This is a genomic window from Synechococcus sp. CC9605, from assembly GCF_000012625.1.
In the GTDB taxonomy this organism is placed as follows: Bacteria; Cyanobacteriota; Cyanobacteriia; order PCC-6307; family Cyanobiaceae; genus Parasynechococcus.
The window spans coordinates 385645-398392 of the sequence record NC_007516.1 but is presented as its reverse complement, the minus strand read 5'-3'; the positions used below and the strand labels follow the sequence as shown (position 1 = coordinate 398392).

At 62.4% G+C, this 12748-nt stretch carries 12 protein-coding genes and 1 tRNA gene; 7 read left to right on the top strand and 6 right to left on the bottom strand.

Annotation, left to right across the window (positions count from 1 at the left end):
- Window positions 1–30: 30 nt before the first annotated feature.
- Window positions 31–3024 carry a phosphoenolpyruvate carboxylase gene (ppc, locus tag SYNCC9605_RS01995; RefSeq protein WP_011363409.1) on the top strand — a complete coding sequence of 998 codons (2994 nt, stop codon included), beginning with the start codon at window positions 31–33 and terminating at the stop codon, window positions 3022–3024.
- Window positions 3025–3030: 6 nt separating this feature from the next.
- Window positions 3031–3486 (top strand): hypothetical protein, encoded by a 456-nt coding sequence (locus SYNCC9605_RS01990; protein ID WP_011363408.1) that lies wholly within the window; start codon window positions 3031–3033, stop codon window positions 3484–3486.
- Window positions 3487–3502: 16 nt separating this feature from the next.
- Here the strand turns inward: SYNCC9605_RS01990 and SYNCC9605_RS01985 are convergent.
- A tRNA-Arg gene (locus tag SYNCC9605_RS01985) sits at window positions 3503–3576 on the bottom strand.
- An 82-nt stretch (window positions 3577–3658) separates the two neighbouring features.
- On the opposite strand from SYNCC9605_RS01985, the gene recF reads away from it, so the two are divergent.
- Together recF and speD are read left to right on the top strand one after the other, a co-directional pair.
- Window positions 3659–4774, top strand: a complete 1116-nt coding sequence (recF, locus tag SYNCC9605_RS01980; protein WP_071812992.1) for a DNA replication/repair protein RecF — start codon at window positions 3659–3661, stop codon at window positions 4772–4774.
- Between the two features lie 31 nt (window positions 4775–4805).
- Window positions 4806–5273 (top strand): adenosylmethionine decarboxylase, encoded by a 468-nt coding sequence (gene speD, locus SYNCC9605_RS01975; RefSeq protein ID WP_011363406.1) that lies wholly within the window; start codon window positions 4806–4808, stop codon window positions 5271–5273.
- A 16-nt stretch (window positions 5274–5289) separates the two neighbouring features.
- On the opposite strand, the gene larE is transcribed toward speD, so the two are convergent.
- Window positions 5290–6117, bottom strand: a complete 828-nt coding sequence (gene larE / locus SYNCC9605_RS01970) for an ATP-dependent sacrificial sulfur transferase LarE (protein WP_011363405.1) — start codon at window positions 6115–6117, stop codon at window positions 5290–5292.
- A gap of 53 nt (window positions 6118–6170) precedes the next feature.
- Here larE and SYNCC9605_RS01965 point away from each other — a divergent pair, with 53 nt between their 5' ends.
- Window positions 6171–7319 (top strand): cob(I)yrinic acid a,c-diamide adenosyltransferase, encoded by a 1149-nt coding sequence (locus tag SYNCC9605_RS01965; protein ID WP_011363404.1) that lies wholly within the window; start codon window positions 6171–6173, stop codon window positions 7317–7319.
- 9 nt (window positions 7320–7328) lie between these two features.
- Here the strand turns inward: SYNCC9605_RS01965 and moeB are convergent, their stop codons facing one another.
- Both moeB and SYNCC9605_RS01955 read right to left on the bottom strand, forming a co-directional pair.
- Window positions 7329–8465 (bottom strand): molybdopterin-synthase adenylyltransferase MoeB, encoded by a 1137-nt coding sequence (gene moeB / locus SYNCC9605_RS01960; protein WP_011363403.1) that lies wholly within the window; start codon window positions 8463–8465, stop codon window positions 7329–7331.
- Entirely contained in the window at window positions 8458–8976 is a 519-nt protein-coding gene (locus SYNCC9605_RS01955) for a M67 family metallopeptidase (RefSeq protein ID WP_049749405.1), read from the bottom strand. The genes moeB and SYNCC9605_RS01955 overlap by 8 nt, the downstream gene beginning before the upstream one ends.
- On the opposite strand from SYNCC9605_RS01955, the gene SYNCC9605_RS01950 reads away from it, so the two are divergent.
- The gene (locus tag SYNCC9605_RS01950) at window positions 8975–9361 is read left to right on the top strand and encodes a CAAD domain-containing protein (protein ID WP_011363401.1); all 387 of its coding nucleotides are present in this window, start codon (window positions 8975–8977) and stop codon (window positions 9359–9361) included. The two genes, SYNCC9605_RS01955 and SYNCC9605_RS01950, sit on opposite strands and share 2 nt — an antisense overlap.
- Window positions 9362–9364: 3 nt before the next feature.
- Here SYNCC9605_RS01950 and SYNCC9605_RS01945 read toward each other — a convergent pair whose 3' ends face one another.
- The gene (locus SYNCC9605_RS01945; protein ID WP_011363400.1) at window positions 9365–10252 is read right to left on the bottom strand and encodes a fructosamine kinase family protein; all 888 of its coding nucleotides are present in this window, start codon (window positions 10250–10252) and stop codon (window positions 9365–9367) included.
- Window positions 10253–10302: 50 nt separating this feature from the next.
- On the opposite strand from SYNCC9605_RS01945, the gene crtD reads away from it, so the two are divergent.
- Window positions 10303–11805: a C-3',4' desaturase CrtD gene (crtD, locus tag SYNCC9605_RS01940; RefSeq protein ID WP_011363399.1), complete on the top strand. Its 1503-nt coding sequence runs from the start codon at window positions 10303–10305 to the stop codon at window positions 11803–11805.
- Here crtD and SYNCC9605_RS01935 read toward each other — a convergent pair.
- Window positions 11789–12670, bottom strand: a complete 882-nt coding sequence (locus SYNCC9605_RS01935; RefSeq protein ID WP_041434351.1) for a prephenate/arogenate dehydrogenase — start codon at window positions 12668–12670, stop codon at window positions 11789–11791. The two genes, crtD and SYNCC9605_RS01935, sit on opposite strands and share 17 nt — an antisense overlap.
- Between the last annotated feature and the right edge of the window lie 78 nt (window positions 12671–12748).

Genomic DNA, 12748 nt, shown 5'->3' with positions numbered 1-12748 from the left:
GTGTTGAGTTCGTCGCAGCGTGGAGACTTCATGCCCGAGTCCACCACCCCTGTCTCCGAGCAAGAGACTGCACGCATGAGCGGTGGTGGATCCGGCGCAGGGCAGCTTCTTCAGCACCGTCTGGATCTGATTGAAGATCTCTGGAAGTCGGTGCTGCGCAGTGAGTGCCCACCGGAGCAGAGCGAACGCCTGCTGAGGCTCAAACAACTCAGTGACCCCGTCTCTCTGGAAGGGCGGGACGGCAACAGCACGAGCGAGGCGATCGTCGAGCTGATCAAGGCCATGGATCTTTCAGAGGCCATCTCAGCGGCCCGTGCCTTTTCGCTGTACTTCCAGCTCATCAACATTCTTGAGCAGCGGATCGAGGAAGACAGCTATCTCGACAGCCTCAGGCCCAATCCCAGTGCTGACGCCGCGCATCGGGATGCCTTTGATCCCTTCGCTCCGCCCCTCGCCAATCAAACCGATCCAGCCACTTTTGGAGAGGTGTTCGAGCGGCTGCGACGGATGAACGTCCCGCCTGCGCAGGTGGAGCACCTGCTGCGGGAACTGGACATCCGACTGGTCTTCACTGCACACCCCACCGAAATCGTGCGGCACACGGTGCGGCACAAAATCCGCCGGGTGGCCAATCTGCTCCAGCAACTTCAATCCGATGCTCCTCTGGCGCATCAGATGCGTGAGGAATGCCGCGGCCAACTGGAAGAGGAAATCCGCCTGTGGTGGCGAACCGATGAACTCCACCAGTTCAAGCCCACCGTGATCGATGAGGTGGATTCAACCCTGCACTACTTCCAGCAGGTGTTGTTTGACGCGATGCCGACACTGCGCAGAAGGCTGATTACTGCCCTGCATCGCCACTACCCCGATGTCCAGGTCCCCCAGGCGTCGTTCTGCACTTTCGGCTCCTGGGTGGGTTCCGATCGGGACGGCAATCCCTCGGTCACACCCGAGATCACCTGGCGCACAGCCTGTTATCAGCGTCAGTTGATGCTGGAGCTCTACATCAGCTCTGTGCAGTCGCTCCGCCAGCAGCTGAGCATCTCCATGCAGTGGAGTCAGGTGGCTCCGTCCCTGCTGGAGTCCCTGGAGATGGATCGGCTCCGGTTCCCGGAGATCTACGAGCGCAGGGCAGCGCGATACCGGCTGGAGCCCTACCGGCTGAAGCTCTGCTACGTGCTCGAAAAACTGGAGCGCACCCTTGCCCGCAACAACCAGCTGTCGGAAGCGGGCTGGCAGATGCCCTGTGAAGCTCTGGCTGATCCCCAGGCCGGGCTGAGCGGCGCTGAGGTTCTCCACTACACCTCGGTGGACCAGTTCCGTAGTGATTTGGAATTGGTGCGCAACAGCCTTGTCAGCACCGAACTGAGCTGCGAACAGCTCGACACGCTGCTGCACCAGGTGCACATCTTCGGGTTCTCGCTGGCCAGCCTCGACATCCGTCAGGAGAGCACCCGCCACAGCGATGCCATCGATGAACTCACCCGCAACCTGGACCTTCCCCAGGCATATGGGGACATGGATGAAGCGGAGCGGATGGCATGGCTTCTGCAGGAACTGCAGACCCGTCGCCCCCTGATTCCGCCTGCCGCCAGCTGGTCGGCGGCGACAGCCGAGACACTGGCGGTGTTCCGCATGCTTCAACGTCTCCAGGAGGAGTTCGGTCCGCGGATCTGCAACTCCTACGTGATCTCCATGAGCCACACGGCATCGGATCTCTTGGAGGTTCTGCTGCTGGCCAAGGAGGCAGGCCTGGTGGATCCCCCCAACAAACGCGCCTCCCTGTTGGTGGTGCCGCTGTTCGAAACCGTGGAGGATCTCCAAAGGGCCCCTGAGGTGATGGAAGGACTGTTCAAGACGCCGCTTTACCGCGAACTCCTCCCCGTTGTTGGGCAGCAGAAACAGCCGCTGCAGGAGCTCATGCTGGGCTACTCCGACAGCAACAAGGATTCCGGCTTCCTCTCCAGCAACTGGGAGATTCATCAGGCTCAGATCGCCCTTCAGGAACTCGCCAGCCGCCAGGATGTGGCACTTCGCCTCTTCCACGGCCGCGGTGGATCCGTCAGTCGTGGCGGCGGGCCGGCCTATCAGGCGATCCTGGCCCAACCCAGCGGCACGCTGCAGGGCCGGATCAAAATCACCGAACAGGGTGAAGTGCTGGCCTCCAAATACAGCTTGCCTGAGTTGGCGCTCTACAACCTGGAGACCGTCACCACGGCCGTGGTGCAGAACAGCCTGGTGACCAACCAGCTTGATGCGACACCCAGCTGGAATCAGCTGATGAGTCGTCTTGCCACCCGCTCACGGGATCATTACCGGGCTCTGGTTCACGACAACCCTGATCTGGTGGCGTTTTTCCAGCAGGTGACACCGATCGAGGAAATCAGCAAACTGCAGATCTCCAGCCGACCGGCCCGCCGCAAAACCGGCGCCAAAGACCTCTCCAGCCTGCGGGCGATTCCCTGGGTCTTCGGCTGGACTCAAAGTCGATTCCTTTTGCCGAGCTGGTTTGGCTTCGGCACGGCGCTCACGGAAGAAGTGGGCGGCGACTCCGAACAGCTCGACCTGCTGCGGCGCCTCCATCAACGTTGGCCATTCTTCCGAATGCTCATTTCCAAGGTGGAAATGACCCTCTCCAAGGTGGATCTCGACCTGGCCCATCACTACATGAACAGCCTGGGGCACCCCGAACAGCGGGAAGCCTTTGAAGCGATCTTCCAGGTGATCGCCAAGGAATACGAACTCACCCGCAAACTGGTTCTGGAAATCACAGGCCAAAACCGATTGCTGGGCGCTGATCAAGGGCTGCAGCTGTCGGTTGATCTGCGCAACCGCACCATCGTTCCCCTGGGCTTCCTTCAGGTTGCGCTGCTGAAAAGGCTGCGGGATCAGAACCGGCAACCCCCCATGAGTGAGACACCAGGAGCCCCCGAGGACACCCGCACCTACAGCCGCAGCGAACTGCTGCGGGGGGCCTTGCTCACCCTCAACGGCATTGCCGCCGGCATGCGCAACACCGGTTGATCCACAGTGCTGTCGTTCCTTCAACAACCCTCGATTCCACCCTTGCCTGAGGGAACGAGACTCGAAACATCGACCCCTCCCACTTCCCAGCAGCTCAACACGCTTCTGATGTCCTGCGGGGAATCAACCCACCCGGAGGAACGCTGGGAGCTCGCCCTCCAGCGCAGCCTGTGGCAGATCAGCATCCTGGAGGAATCAACAGGGGAACTGATCGGATTTGTGCGGGCCACCAGTGATCTAGCCCTCAACGCCAATCTTTGGAACCTGGCCGCCAAACCCGGACCAAACCAGGGGGCTCTTTTTGCCGTTCTGGTGCACCGTGCCCTGCAGATTCTCCGCCGGGATCTGCCCGGCTGCAGCCTCTCGATCTCGGCCCCTGCAGCTGCCTTGGAGGCACTCAAACAGCAAGGTTTCCTGATTGATCCCAATGGCATCCGCGCCATGGGCCTCAGCCTGAACTGAGACGTAAGGATCAACACGAGCATGGAGGGACTCGAACCCCCGACCCTCAGAACCGGAATCTGATGCTCTATCCAACTGAGCTACATGCCCACTGATCGGCGTTAAGCCGCAGTGATATCGAGCGGCAACCGTCCCGATACAGGTACCTTACTCACTGGTCGCCCCAGCATCCATCCGGCTCCACAGGCTCCAATTGCAGGGCTTCCGGAACCACACCGTTCTGCAGCTGGAACTAACGCAGCCACGCCTGCTGGTGATCGGCCCCAATGGCATTGGCAAGTCCAACCTGCTCGAAGCAGTTGAACTGCTGGGCAGCCTGCGCTCGCATCGCTGCAGCAATGATCGGGACCTGATTCAGTGGGACACACCCCAGGCCCTGATCCGAGCCGACGTGGGGGATGGGGATCGCCTGGAACTGGAACTGCGGCGCCAGGGAGGCCGTCAGGCCAGACGAAACGGAAAGCTGCTGGATCGGCAGCTCGACCTGATTGGGCCGCTGCGCTGCATCGGCTTCAGCGCCCTCGATCTTGATCTGGTGCGAGGTGAACCCGCCCTACGCCGCCAGTGGCTGGACCGGGTGGTGCTGCAGCTTGAGCCGGTGTACGCCGATCTGATGGCACGGCTGAACCGGTTGTTGCGACAACGCAGCCAGCTCTGGCGCCAGAGGCAGATCTCCAGTGGCGAACGCCACGCACTGCTCGAAGCGTTTGACGTTCAGATGGCGCTGGTGAGCACCCGGATTCACCGGCGTCGGCAACGAGCCCTGCATCGGCTGGAACCGATCGCCCAGCGCTGGCAGACCCACCTCAGCGGGGGAACAGAAACCTTGGAACTGCACTACAAACCCGGCAGCCGGCTCGATGGTGAGGATGCCGAAGAACCCTGGCGACTGGCCATCGAAGAGCAACTGCGCCAGCAGCGGGAGGAGGAGGAACGTCTTGGCAGCTGCCGTGTGGGCCCGCACAGGGATGAGATCGCCCTGCTGCTGGGGGGCAGCCCGGCAAGACGGTTTGGTTCAGCCGGCCAGCAGCGGTCGCTGGTGCTGGGCCTGAAGCTCGCCGAACTCGAGCTGGTGACCCAGCTGTGTGGGGAGCCTCCACTGCTGCTTCTCGATGACGTGCTTGCCGAACTGGATCCCACCCGCCAGCAGCTCCTGCTCGAAGCTGTGGGTGAATCGCATCAATGCCTGGTGAGCGCCACGCACCTTGAAGGCTTTGGCGGCGGGTGGCAGCAGCAGGCCCAAATTCTCGGAGCAAGAGAGCTGAGACCCGACCTGAAGATCGGATAAGGTGGCGAACCTATTTTTCTCTCATCGCCTGATGGAGCAGACCCTCTCTGAACTGCATCCCAACCCGGGATGGGGGGCACCTGAGATTCATGCCACCGACATGGTCGGCAAACACTGCATTCTCGAGCTCTATGACTGCGACCCGAGCAGGCTCGACGACGAAGCATTCATCCGCACAACAATCACCTCAGCAGCCAAAGGCGCTAGTGCGACGCTGCTGAACCTGATCACCCATCAATTTCAACCCCAGGGCGTCACGGGCCTGGCCCTGCTGGCGGAATCCCACATTTCCATCCACACCTGGCCGGAATCCGGCTACGCCGCTGTTGATGTGTTCACCTGTGGTGACCACACCATGCCGGAACAGGCCTGCGCCATTTTCTGCAGTGAGCTTCAAGCAAAACGCCATGCGCTGAAGAGCTTTCTGCGAGAAACGCCGGCAGCCATCGCCACAGGGGTGAGAGAACCCGTGGAAACGCCGAGCCAGCTCGCAAGCTGAACCGGCCCAGGCGCTATCAGCGGCGGTTCAACTTTCCGCTGATCAGGCCTTCAAGATCCAGATTGACGGATGTGAAGCCTAGGGAGCGAAAGGCCTCGACCAGAGGTTCGCTCTCCGCAAGCGCGAGCACAGCGCGAATCTGCTCGCTGGGCACCTCAATCCGTGCGGCGAGACCGTGGGACCGCACACGGACGGTGCTGAATCCCCTGGCGATCAACCAAGCTTCCGCCTGGCCCACCCGCTTCAACCGATCGGCGCTGATGCTTTCGCCGTAGGGGAAGCGAGAGGCCAGGCAGGGCTGTGCCGGCTTGTCCCACCAGGGAAAGCCGAGGGCCCGGGATAAGGCACGGATCGCTGCTTTGTCGATCGACAATTCAGCCAGAGGAGAGCGAACCCCTGCCTCTCGTGCCGCGTCAATGCCGGGGCGGTGATCACCGAGGTCATCGAGATTGACCCCATCAATCACCAAGGCATCACCCGCAGCCGCGGCAATGGGCTGAAGGTGGTGGTGCAGTTCACGCTTACAGGCAAAGCAGCGATCCACCGGGTTGCTGCTGTAGTCGGGGTCGTTCAACTCAGCCGTTGCACACTCCCGATGCGCAATGCCGATCCACGAAGCCTGATTACGGGCTTCCCGCAACAGATGCGGCGCCAGGGCGGGAGAAACCCCAGTGACCGCCAGGGCGGCATCGCCCTTGGCTTCGTAGGCCATCGCCGCCACCAGGGTGCTATCGACCCCACCGGAGTACGCCACACACAAGGCTGACTGCGCCGCCATCCAGTGCCGCAGGTCTGCCAGCAGCTGCCGCTCTCGATCCGCCAAAGGCTCCTGCAACCGAAACATCAGCGGGGAAAACCAGTTGAGCTAGGTAGGCTCCAACGGTAAGAGCCGTCCTCATGCCTCGAAGCATCGGCATTGTCACCGCAGCGGACAGCCGCGAGCGCAGCCACGGACAGCTGCACATCTATGACGGCGAGGGCAAGGGCAAAAGCCAGGCAGCCCTTGGGGTTGTGCTGCGCACCATTGGACTCGGCATCTGCGAGCAGCGGCAGACCCGGGTACTGCTGTTGCGCTTCCTCAAAGGCCCAGGCAGGGCCTACGACGAGGATGCGGCCATCGAGGCCTTGCAACAGGGGTTCCCCCATCTGATCGACCACCTGCGCACAGGGAGGGCCGATCACTTCACCGCCGAGGAAGCCACGCGATTCGACCGGGACGAAGCCCAGCGGGGCTGGGTGATTGCGAAGGGTGCCATCGCCAGCGCCCTTTACTCGGTGGTGGTTCTGGACGAGCTGAATCCTGTGCTCGATCTCGGTCTCCTGGACCTGGAGGATGTGGTCCGCACCCTGAGCAACCGACCGGAGGGGATGGAAATCATCATCACCGGTCGGGCCGCACCGGCCCCCTTGGTGCGTGAGGCCGACCTCCACTCCGAGATGCGGGCCCATCGCCGTCCGGGCATGAACGACAACCGGGTGGTGCCTCTCAATGTGAGCAGCGGCATTGAGATCTACACCGGTGAAGGCAAAGGCAAATCAACCAGTGCACTCGGGAAAGCGCTGCAGGCCATCGGGCGGGGCATCAGCCAGGACAAGAGCCATCGGGTCTTGATCCTGCAGTGGCTCAAAGGCGGCAGCGGCTACACCGAAGATGCAGCCATCGCCGCCCTGCGCGAGAGCTATCCCCACTTGGTGGACCACCTCCGCTCAGGCCGCGATGCCATCGTCTGGCGTGGCCAGCAGGAGCCGATTGATTACGTGGAAGCCGAGCGGGCCTGGGAGATCGCACGAGCAGCCATCTCAAGCGGCCTCTACAAGACCGTGATCCTCGATGAGTTAAACCCCACAGTCGACCTGGAGCTGCTACCCGTCGAACCGATCCTGCAGACCCTGCTGCGCAAACCGGCGGAAACCGAGGTGATCATCACGGGGCGCTGCAAAAACCCTCCGGCCTATTTCGACCTGGCCAGCATCCATTCAGAGATGGTGTGCCACAAGCACTACGCCGAACAGGGCGTCGACCTGAAGCGAGGGGTGGATTATTAACCCCCGGATTCAGTAGCGAGGGATTGCAGGATCCACCTGCTGTGACCAGGCATCAATTCCACCGGTCACATTCGTTGCCGCGATGCCCTGCTGAGCCAACAGCTCAACGGCACGCGCAGAGCGCCCCCCAAGCTTGCAGTGCACCAAGAGGCGTCGTCCCTCTGCCAATGCACGAACGCGATCGATCGCCTCTCCACTCTCCAGCGAGGCCAACGGAACCAAGTGGCTTCCTTCAATCGAAGCCATCTCTGCTTCAGCAGGATTGCGCACATCAACCAGCGCAATCTCGTCTGGAGCGGAGTCGAGCAGAGCCTTCAGCTCCGTGACAGTGATGGCTTCCATCTCCGATGACGCCGGACGGCAGAACTGGCGGTAGTCAATCAGGCTCTCGACCTTCGCTCGATCGGGATCAACGCGGAGGGTGAGTTCGCGAAATCGCATCGCCAGGGCATCAACCACCAGCAGCCGACCATCCAGGCATTCGCCAATGCCGGTGATCAGCTTGATCGCTTCGGTGGCCTGAAGCAGACCGATCAGTCCCGGCATCACACCCATCACCCCAGCCTCCGAGCAGGAAGGGACAGCATCCGGCGGAGGTGGTTCCGGCAGCAGATCGCGGTAATTGGGGCTCGTCGGCGTGCGGTTGAACACGCTCACCTGGCCGTCGAAGCGCTGCACGGAGCCATAGACCAGGGGCTTGCCAAGCAACACACAGGCGTCGTTGATCAGATACCGGCTGGGGAAGTTATCGGTGCCGTCACAGACCAGGTCGTAGTCAGCGATGAGGTCCAGGGCATTGCCCACATCCAGCATGTGTTCATGCACCTCCACCTGGCAGTGGGGGTTGAGGTCGTGGATCCGTGCTGCGGCTGAGCGGGCCTTGGAGCCGCCAACCCCGCTGGAGCTGTAGATCACCTGGCGCTGGAGATTGGAGAGCTCCACCACATCTCCATCCACGATTCCAATACGGCCCACGCCTGCCGCGGCCAGGTACAGCAGCAGGGGAGATCCCAGCCCTCCACTGCCAACACACAGCACAGAAGCCTCCTTCAACCGGAGCTGACCGGCCGGACCAACCTCAGGAAGAATCAGATGGCGGGCGTAACGCCCCCGCTCATCAGCACTCAGCATCGGTTGGTCATGCATTTTTGTGAGTGTCCCAGAGCTGAATCGGGATTTCATCCACGCTGCGGTCACCATGCAGCCACCAGGCCCGCAGGCCAAGCGAGGCAGACAGAATCAGCATCACACTCTCCGCCTCCCCCCACTGCCGATCATGGGGCGAGGGCACGGGCTCGGATGCTGGATGGGAGTGAGCCACGCCTAAACAATATTGATGGCGATTCCGGGCCCATCGCTGGGCGGCCAACTGCTCCCTCGGATCCACCAGAAACCGTCTGCAACGGTCGTGAACGGGCCGCTGGCCTGACGCCCCCCGTCCCCAGACGTTGCAACACGGCCAGGTCGTGGTCACCCTCAAACACCCTGAATTCGTCCGCTGTCCCAGCAGCAAGGCACAGCCTTCTTCGGGATGGGGCGCCAACAAAATGCGGCGCAGATCCGTGTGGCATCGGTGATCAATTTGCAGCACGGATGGCGTAGACCGCGTCGCACCGATACGCTCAGCTGAAATTGTGAAGGACTTAGTCGTTCTCATGAGTGACGCCACCACTGAAGTAAAGGATGCCGCCACAACCGTGACGACACCCGTCGACGCTCCCTCTCAGGAGGACACCACCTCCTTTGCTGAGCGCTACAGCGACGTTCTCGGCAAGGTGAACGACACCCTCGACCAGGTCGATTGGAGTCAGATGGGACGGATCGGCAAGATCGTCGGCATCTTTGCGGCAGTGATCATTGCTCAGATCCTGATCAAGGGAATCCTCGACACGATCAATCTGCTGCCGATCGTTCCGGGGCTGCTTGAACTGCTCGGCGTGGTTGTGGTGGGTCAGTGGAGCTGGAAGAACCTCACCACCAGCGACAAGCGCAATGCCCTGGTGCAGCGTGTTCAAACCCTCCGCAAGGAATACCTGGGCTGATGCTCAAAACCGCCGAGCCAGTTCTCTGAGACTGGCTCGGCATTGGCTCAAATAACTCCCCCCAAACAAATTGGCGTGGTTTAGCAGGTGGTAGAGGTTGTAAATCTCCACCCGACCGTCAGCGCCAGGAGCATCGGGCAGCACGTCCCGATAGCCCGACCTGAAGGCTTCGCCAAAGCCGCCAAAGAGCCTGGTCATCGCCAGATCAACTTCCCGATCAGCCCACCAGCTGGCGGGATCAAAAATGCTTCCCCGTCCATCGCTCAGGCTGGCGGCATTCCCTCCCCAGAGATCACCGTGCACCAAGGCCGGGTGTGGTTGATGCTCGTTCAGATGCTCGGCGAGACGAAGCAACAACGGATTGAGGTCCGTTGAATCCTGCTGCAAACCATCAAGGGCTTCCAGTTGCGGGCGCAGCCTGAGCTCCACGAAGGCCGATCCCCAGTCATCGCGCCACCCCCCCAGTTGAGGTCCAGCGCCAATGAAGCCGTCACGGTGCCAGCCGAAACGAGCAGGGCTGGAAGACATCGACGACTGATGCAGTAGTGCCAAACCCCGGCCGAGGGCTGTTTGGTCGTTGCCACCGCAATCCAACCAGGGCAACAACAGCACCGCACCATGGCGCAGTGCCGCCAGGGCGATGGGCTGCGGCACAACCAGGAACGAAGCATCGGCTTGGGCATGCAGGGTCTCAAGGGCCTCCGCCTCCACCTCAAACAGGGGCAGCGCGCTGGCGCCACCGCTTTTGGCAAACAACAGCTGGCCATCACTGAGGCAAAGCTTCCAGGCCTGATGAATGAAGCCCCCACCGACGGGGGAGACATCCGTGATCACAGCCCCCGCCAACGGCCCGTCCTCCGCGGTGAGATCCCGGCGCAGTTCGCTGTTCATCCTCGGCAGGCCCCCTGGCTTGCCAGCATGGCCTGATTCTTCAGGGCGTCGTGAGAGATTCCAGCGTGATCGTGGTGGGCGGCGGGATCGCTGGCTTAACGGCAGCGGCACTGCTGGCCCGCGACGGCGTCGACGTCACGCTGCTGGAAGCGCATCAACAACCGGGGGGGTGTGCAGGAACATTCCGGCGGGGTCCATGGGTGTTCGATGTTGGGGCGACCCAGGTGGCTGGGTTGGAGCCCGGAGGAAGTCATGCGCGACTGCTTAAGCATCTGAACATGCCTCTGCCCAGCGCAGAGCTTCTGGACCCAGGTTGTGTGGTCGACCTGGGCGATGGCTCCCCTCCCATTTCGCTCTGGCATGACCCGGAAGCCTGGGCCGCTGAACGTGAGCGTCAATTTCCAGGCAGCCACCGCTTCTGGAGCCTTTGCCACCAGTTGCATTCCAGCAACTGGCAGTTCGCCAGCGAAGACCCCGTGGTGACACCGCGTTCCCTCTGGGATCTCGGCACATTGCTGCGGGCCCTGCGGCCCGCAACGCTGGCATCGGGACTGTTCACAGGTCTGACCATTGCCGATCTGTTGCGGCTGTGTGGGTGCGGTGACGATCAACGGCTGCGGCGCTTTCTCGACCTCCAGCTGAAGCTGTACTCCCAGGAACCGGCCGATCGCACGGCGGCGCTGTACGGCGCAACCGTCCTGCACATGGCCCAAGCACCACTCGGGCTCTGGCATCTGGAGGGATCGATGCAGGTGTTGAGCAATCAGCTGGTGGCCGCCATTGAGCGCGACGGCGGGACGGTGCTGATGCAGCATCGGGTCACCAAGCTGCAGCCCAGCTCATCCGGTTGGCAGGTGACGATCAGCACCGGCAAGGGCGCGGAACACCAACGGAGCAGCCGGGATGTGGTCTGCAGCCTCCCCCCCCAATGCCTGCTGGAGCTGATCGAACCGGATCAGCTGCCGAACGGGTACCGCAAGCGACTGGACAACCTGCATGCACCGAGTGGTGCGCTGGTGCTCTACGGAGCGGTGCGGCGTGATGCACTCCCACATCCCTGCCCAGGCCATCTCCAGCGGGGCTGCGCATCCCCGGGGCCTCTGTTCGTCTCCATCAGCCGCGAGGGCGATGGGCGTGCGCCCCAGGGGCAGGCCACCTTGATTGCCAGCGTGTTTACCCCAACGGGCGACTGGTGCCGCTTGCCGGAGCCGGAGTACCAACAGCGCAAAATAGGGATGCTCAAGCTGATCCAAGCCGAGCTGAACCGCTGGCTGTCCCTCGAAGACGACGCCTGGTTGCACGCTGAACTGGCAACACCAAGGGGCTTCGCCGGCTGGACGGGTCGTCCCAACGGCATGGTCGGAGGCCTTGGACAGCATCCAAGCCGGTTCGGCCCCTTCGGCCTGGCAGGACGAACGCCCATGCCGGGTCTTTGGCTCTGCGGCGACAGCCTCCATCCAGGCGAGGGCACAGCGGGAGTGAGCCTGTCGGCCCTCAACGCCTGCCGTCAGCTCAGGGCCGAGCGGGGACAACCGCTCAGCTTTCGGAGCTGACCTCCCCCGGTGCCCTCAAAAAATCCGGGCGCAGGGTCTGGGTTCGGCGCAGTTCCAACGCGAGCTGAGACCAGCTTTGCTGAAGCACAGCATCTTCGAGCTGCTCCAGGCTCCAGCGGTAGGCCGCCAAGCCGCGTAACACCGCATCCCTGTTGGTGGAGGCCATCGCCACCCCCAGCTCGGGATTCCCTCCGCCCACACGACTGGTGTCGGCAAAGCCACTGGACGCCAGCACCATGGCCAGCTGCCGGATCTCCGGATCCCGTTCATCGCCCACGGCCCGCAGCAGTGCAGCACTCACCAGCACCGGCATGTGGGAAATCAGAGCAACCGCCTGGTCGTGCTGAAACGCGGTGGACGTCAGCCAGTGGCCACCCACACTGACGGCCAGATCACGAACCTTGGCCAGGGCAGCGGGGTCTGTTGCCGCATCAGGAGTCGCGATCCAAGGGCGACCACGGAACAGATCCACCACCCCGGCCTCAACGCCCGCCTGAGCTGTGCCTGCCATGGGGTGACTGGCCACAAAGCGTGGATGCCGCTGGCGCCAAGCCTCCAACACAGGCTGTTTGACCGAACCGACATCGGTGACCACCGCTGCCTCAGGCAGGGCCTCAATGAGCTCATCCGGTGGATTCAGCAGCAAGGGAATGGGCAATGCCAGGATCACCACATCGCAATCCGAGAGGCAGCTGGGATCGGTCGACACCGCTCCCACCAGCCCTCGGGCCATGGCGCGATCCGCCGTGGCCTGGCGATGCACGAGCCCCTGCACCGTCCAGCCCCGCGCCTGGAGATCCAGACCAAGGGATCCCCCGATCATGCCAAGGCCGACGATCCCCACACGTCCCGGTTGCACCGCCATCCCTCCCGCAGGGTCGTGAAGCCATGTTGATGGATGGATTGCCATGAACCAATCGCCAGGGGAACCCTGCTTAGGGTT

Excerpts from the sequence above, each read along its gene's own strand:
- ppc (WP_011363409.1), top strand. The coding sequence starts at position 31 with ATGCCCGAGTCCACCACCCCTGTCTCCGAGCAAGAGACTGCACGCATG.
- speD (WP_011363406.1), top strand. The coding sequence starts at position 4,806 with ATGGAGCAGACCCTCTCTGAACTGCATCCCAACCCGGGATGGGGGGCA.
- larE (WP_011363405.1), bottom strand. The coding sequence starts at position 6,117 with ATGTTTCGGTTGCAGGAGCCTTTGGCGGATCGAGAGCGGCAGCTGCTG.
- SYNCC9605_RS01965 (WP_011363404.1), top strand. The coding sequence starts at position 6,171 with ATGCCTCGAAGCATCGGCATTGTCACCGCAGCGGACAGCCGCGAGCGC.
- moeB (WP_011363403.1), bottom strand. The coding sequence starts at position 8,465 with ATGCATGACCAACCGATGCTGAGTGCTGATGAGCGGGGGCGTTACGCC.
- SYNCC9605_RS01950 (WP_011363401.1), top strand. The coding sequence starts at position 8,975 with ATGAGTGACGCCACCACTGAAGTAAAGGATGCCGCCACAACCGTGACG.
- SYNCC9605_RS01955 (WP_049749405.1), bottom strand. The coding sequence starts at position 8,976 with ATGAGAACGACTAAGTCCTTCACAATTTCAGCTGAGCGTATCGGTGCG.
- SYNCC9605_RS01945 (WP_011363400.1), bottom strand. The coding sequence starts at position 10,252 with ATGAACAGCGAACTGCGCCGGGATCTCACCGCGGAGGACGGGCCGTTG.
- SYNCC9605_RS01935 (WP_041434351.1), bottom strand. The coding sequence starts at position 12,670 with ATGGCGGTGCAACCGGGACGTGTGGGGATCGTCGGCCTTGGCATGATC.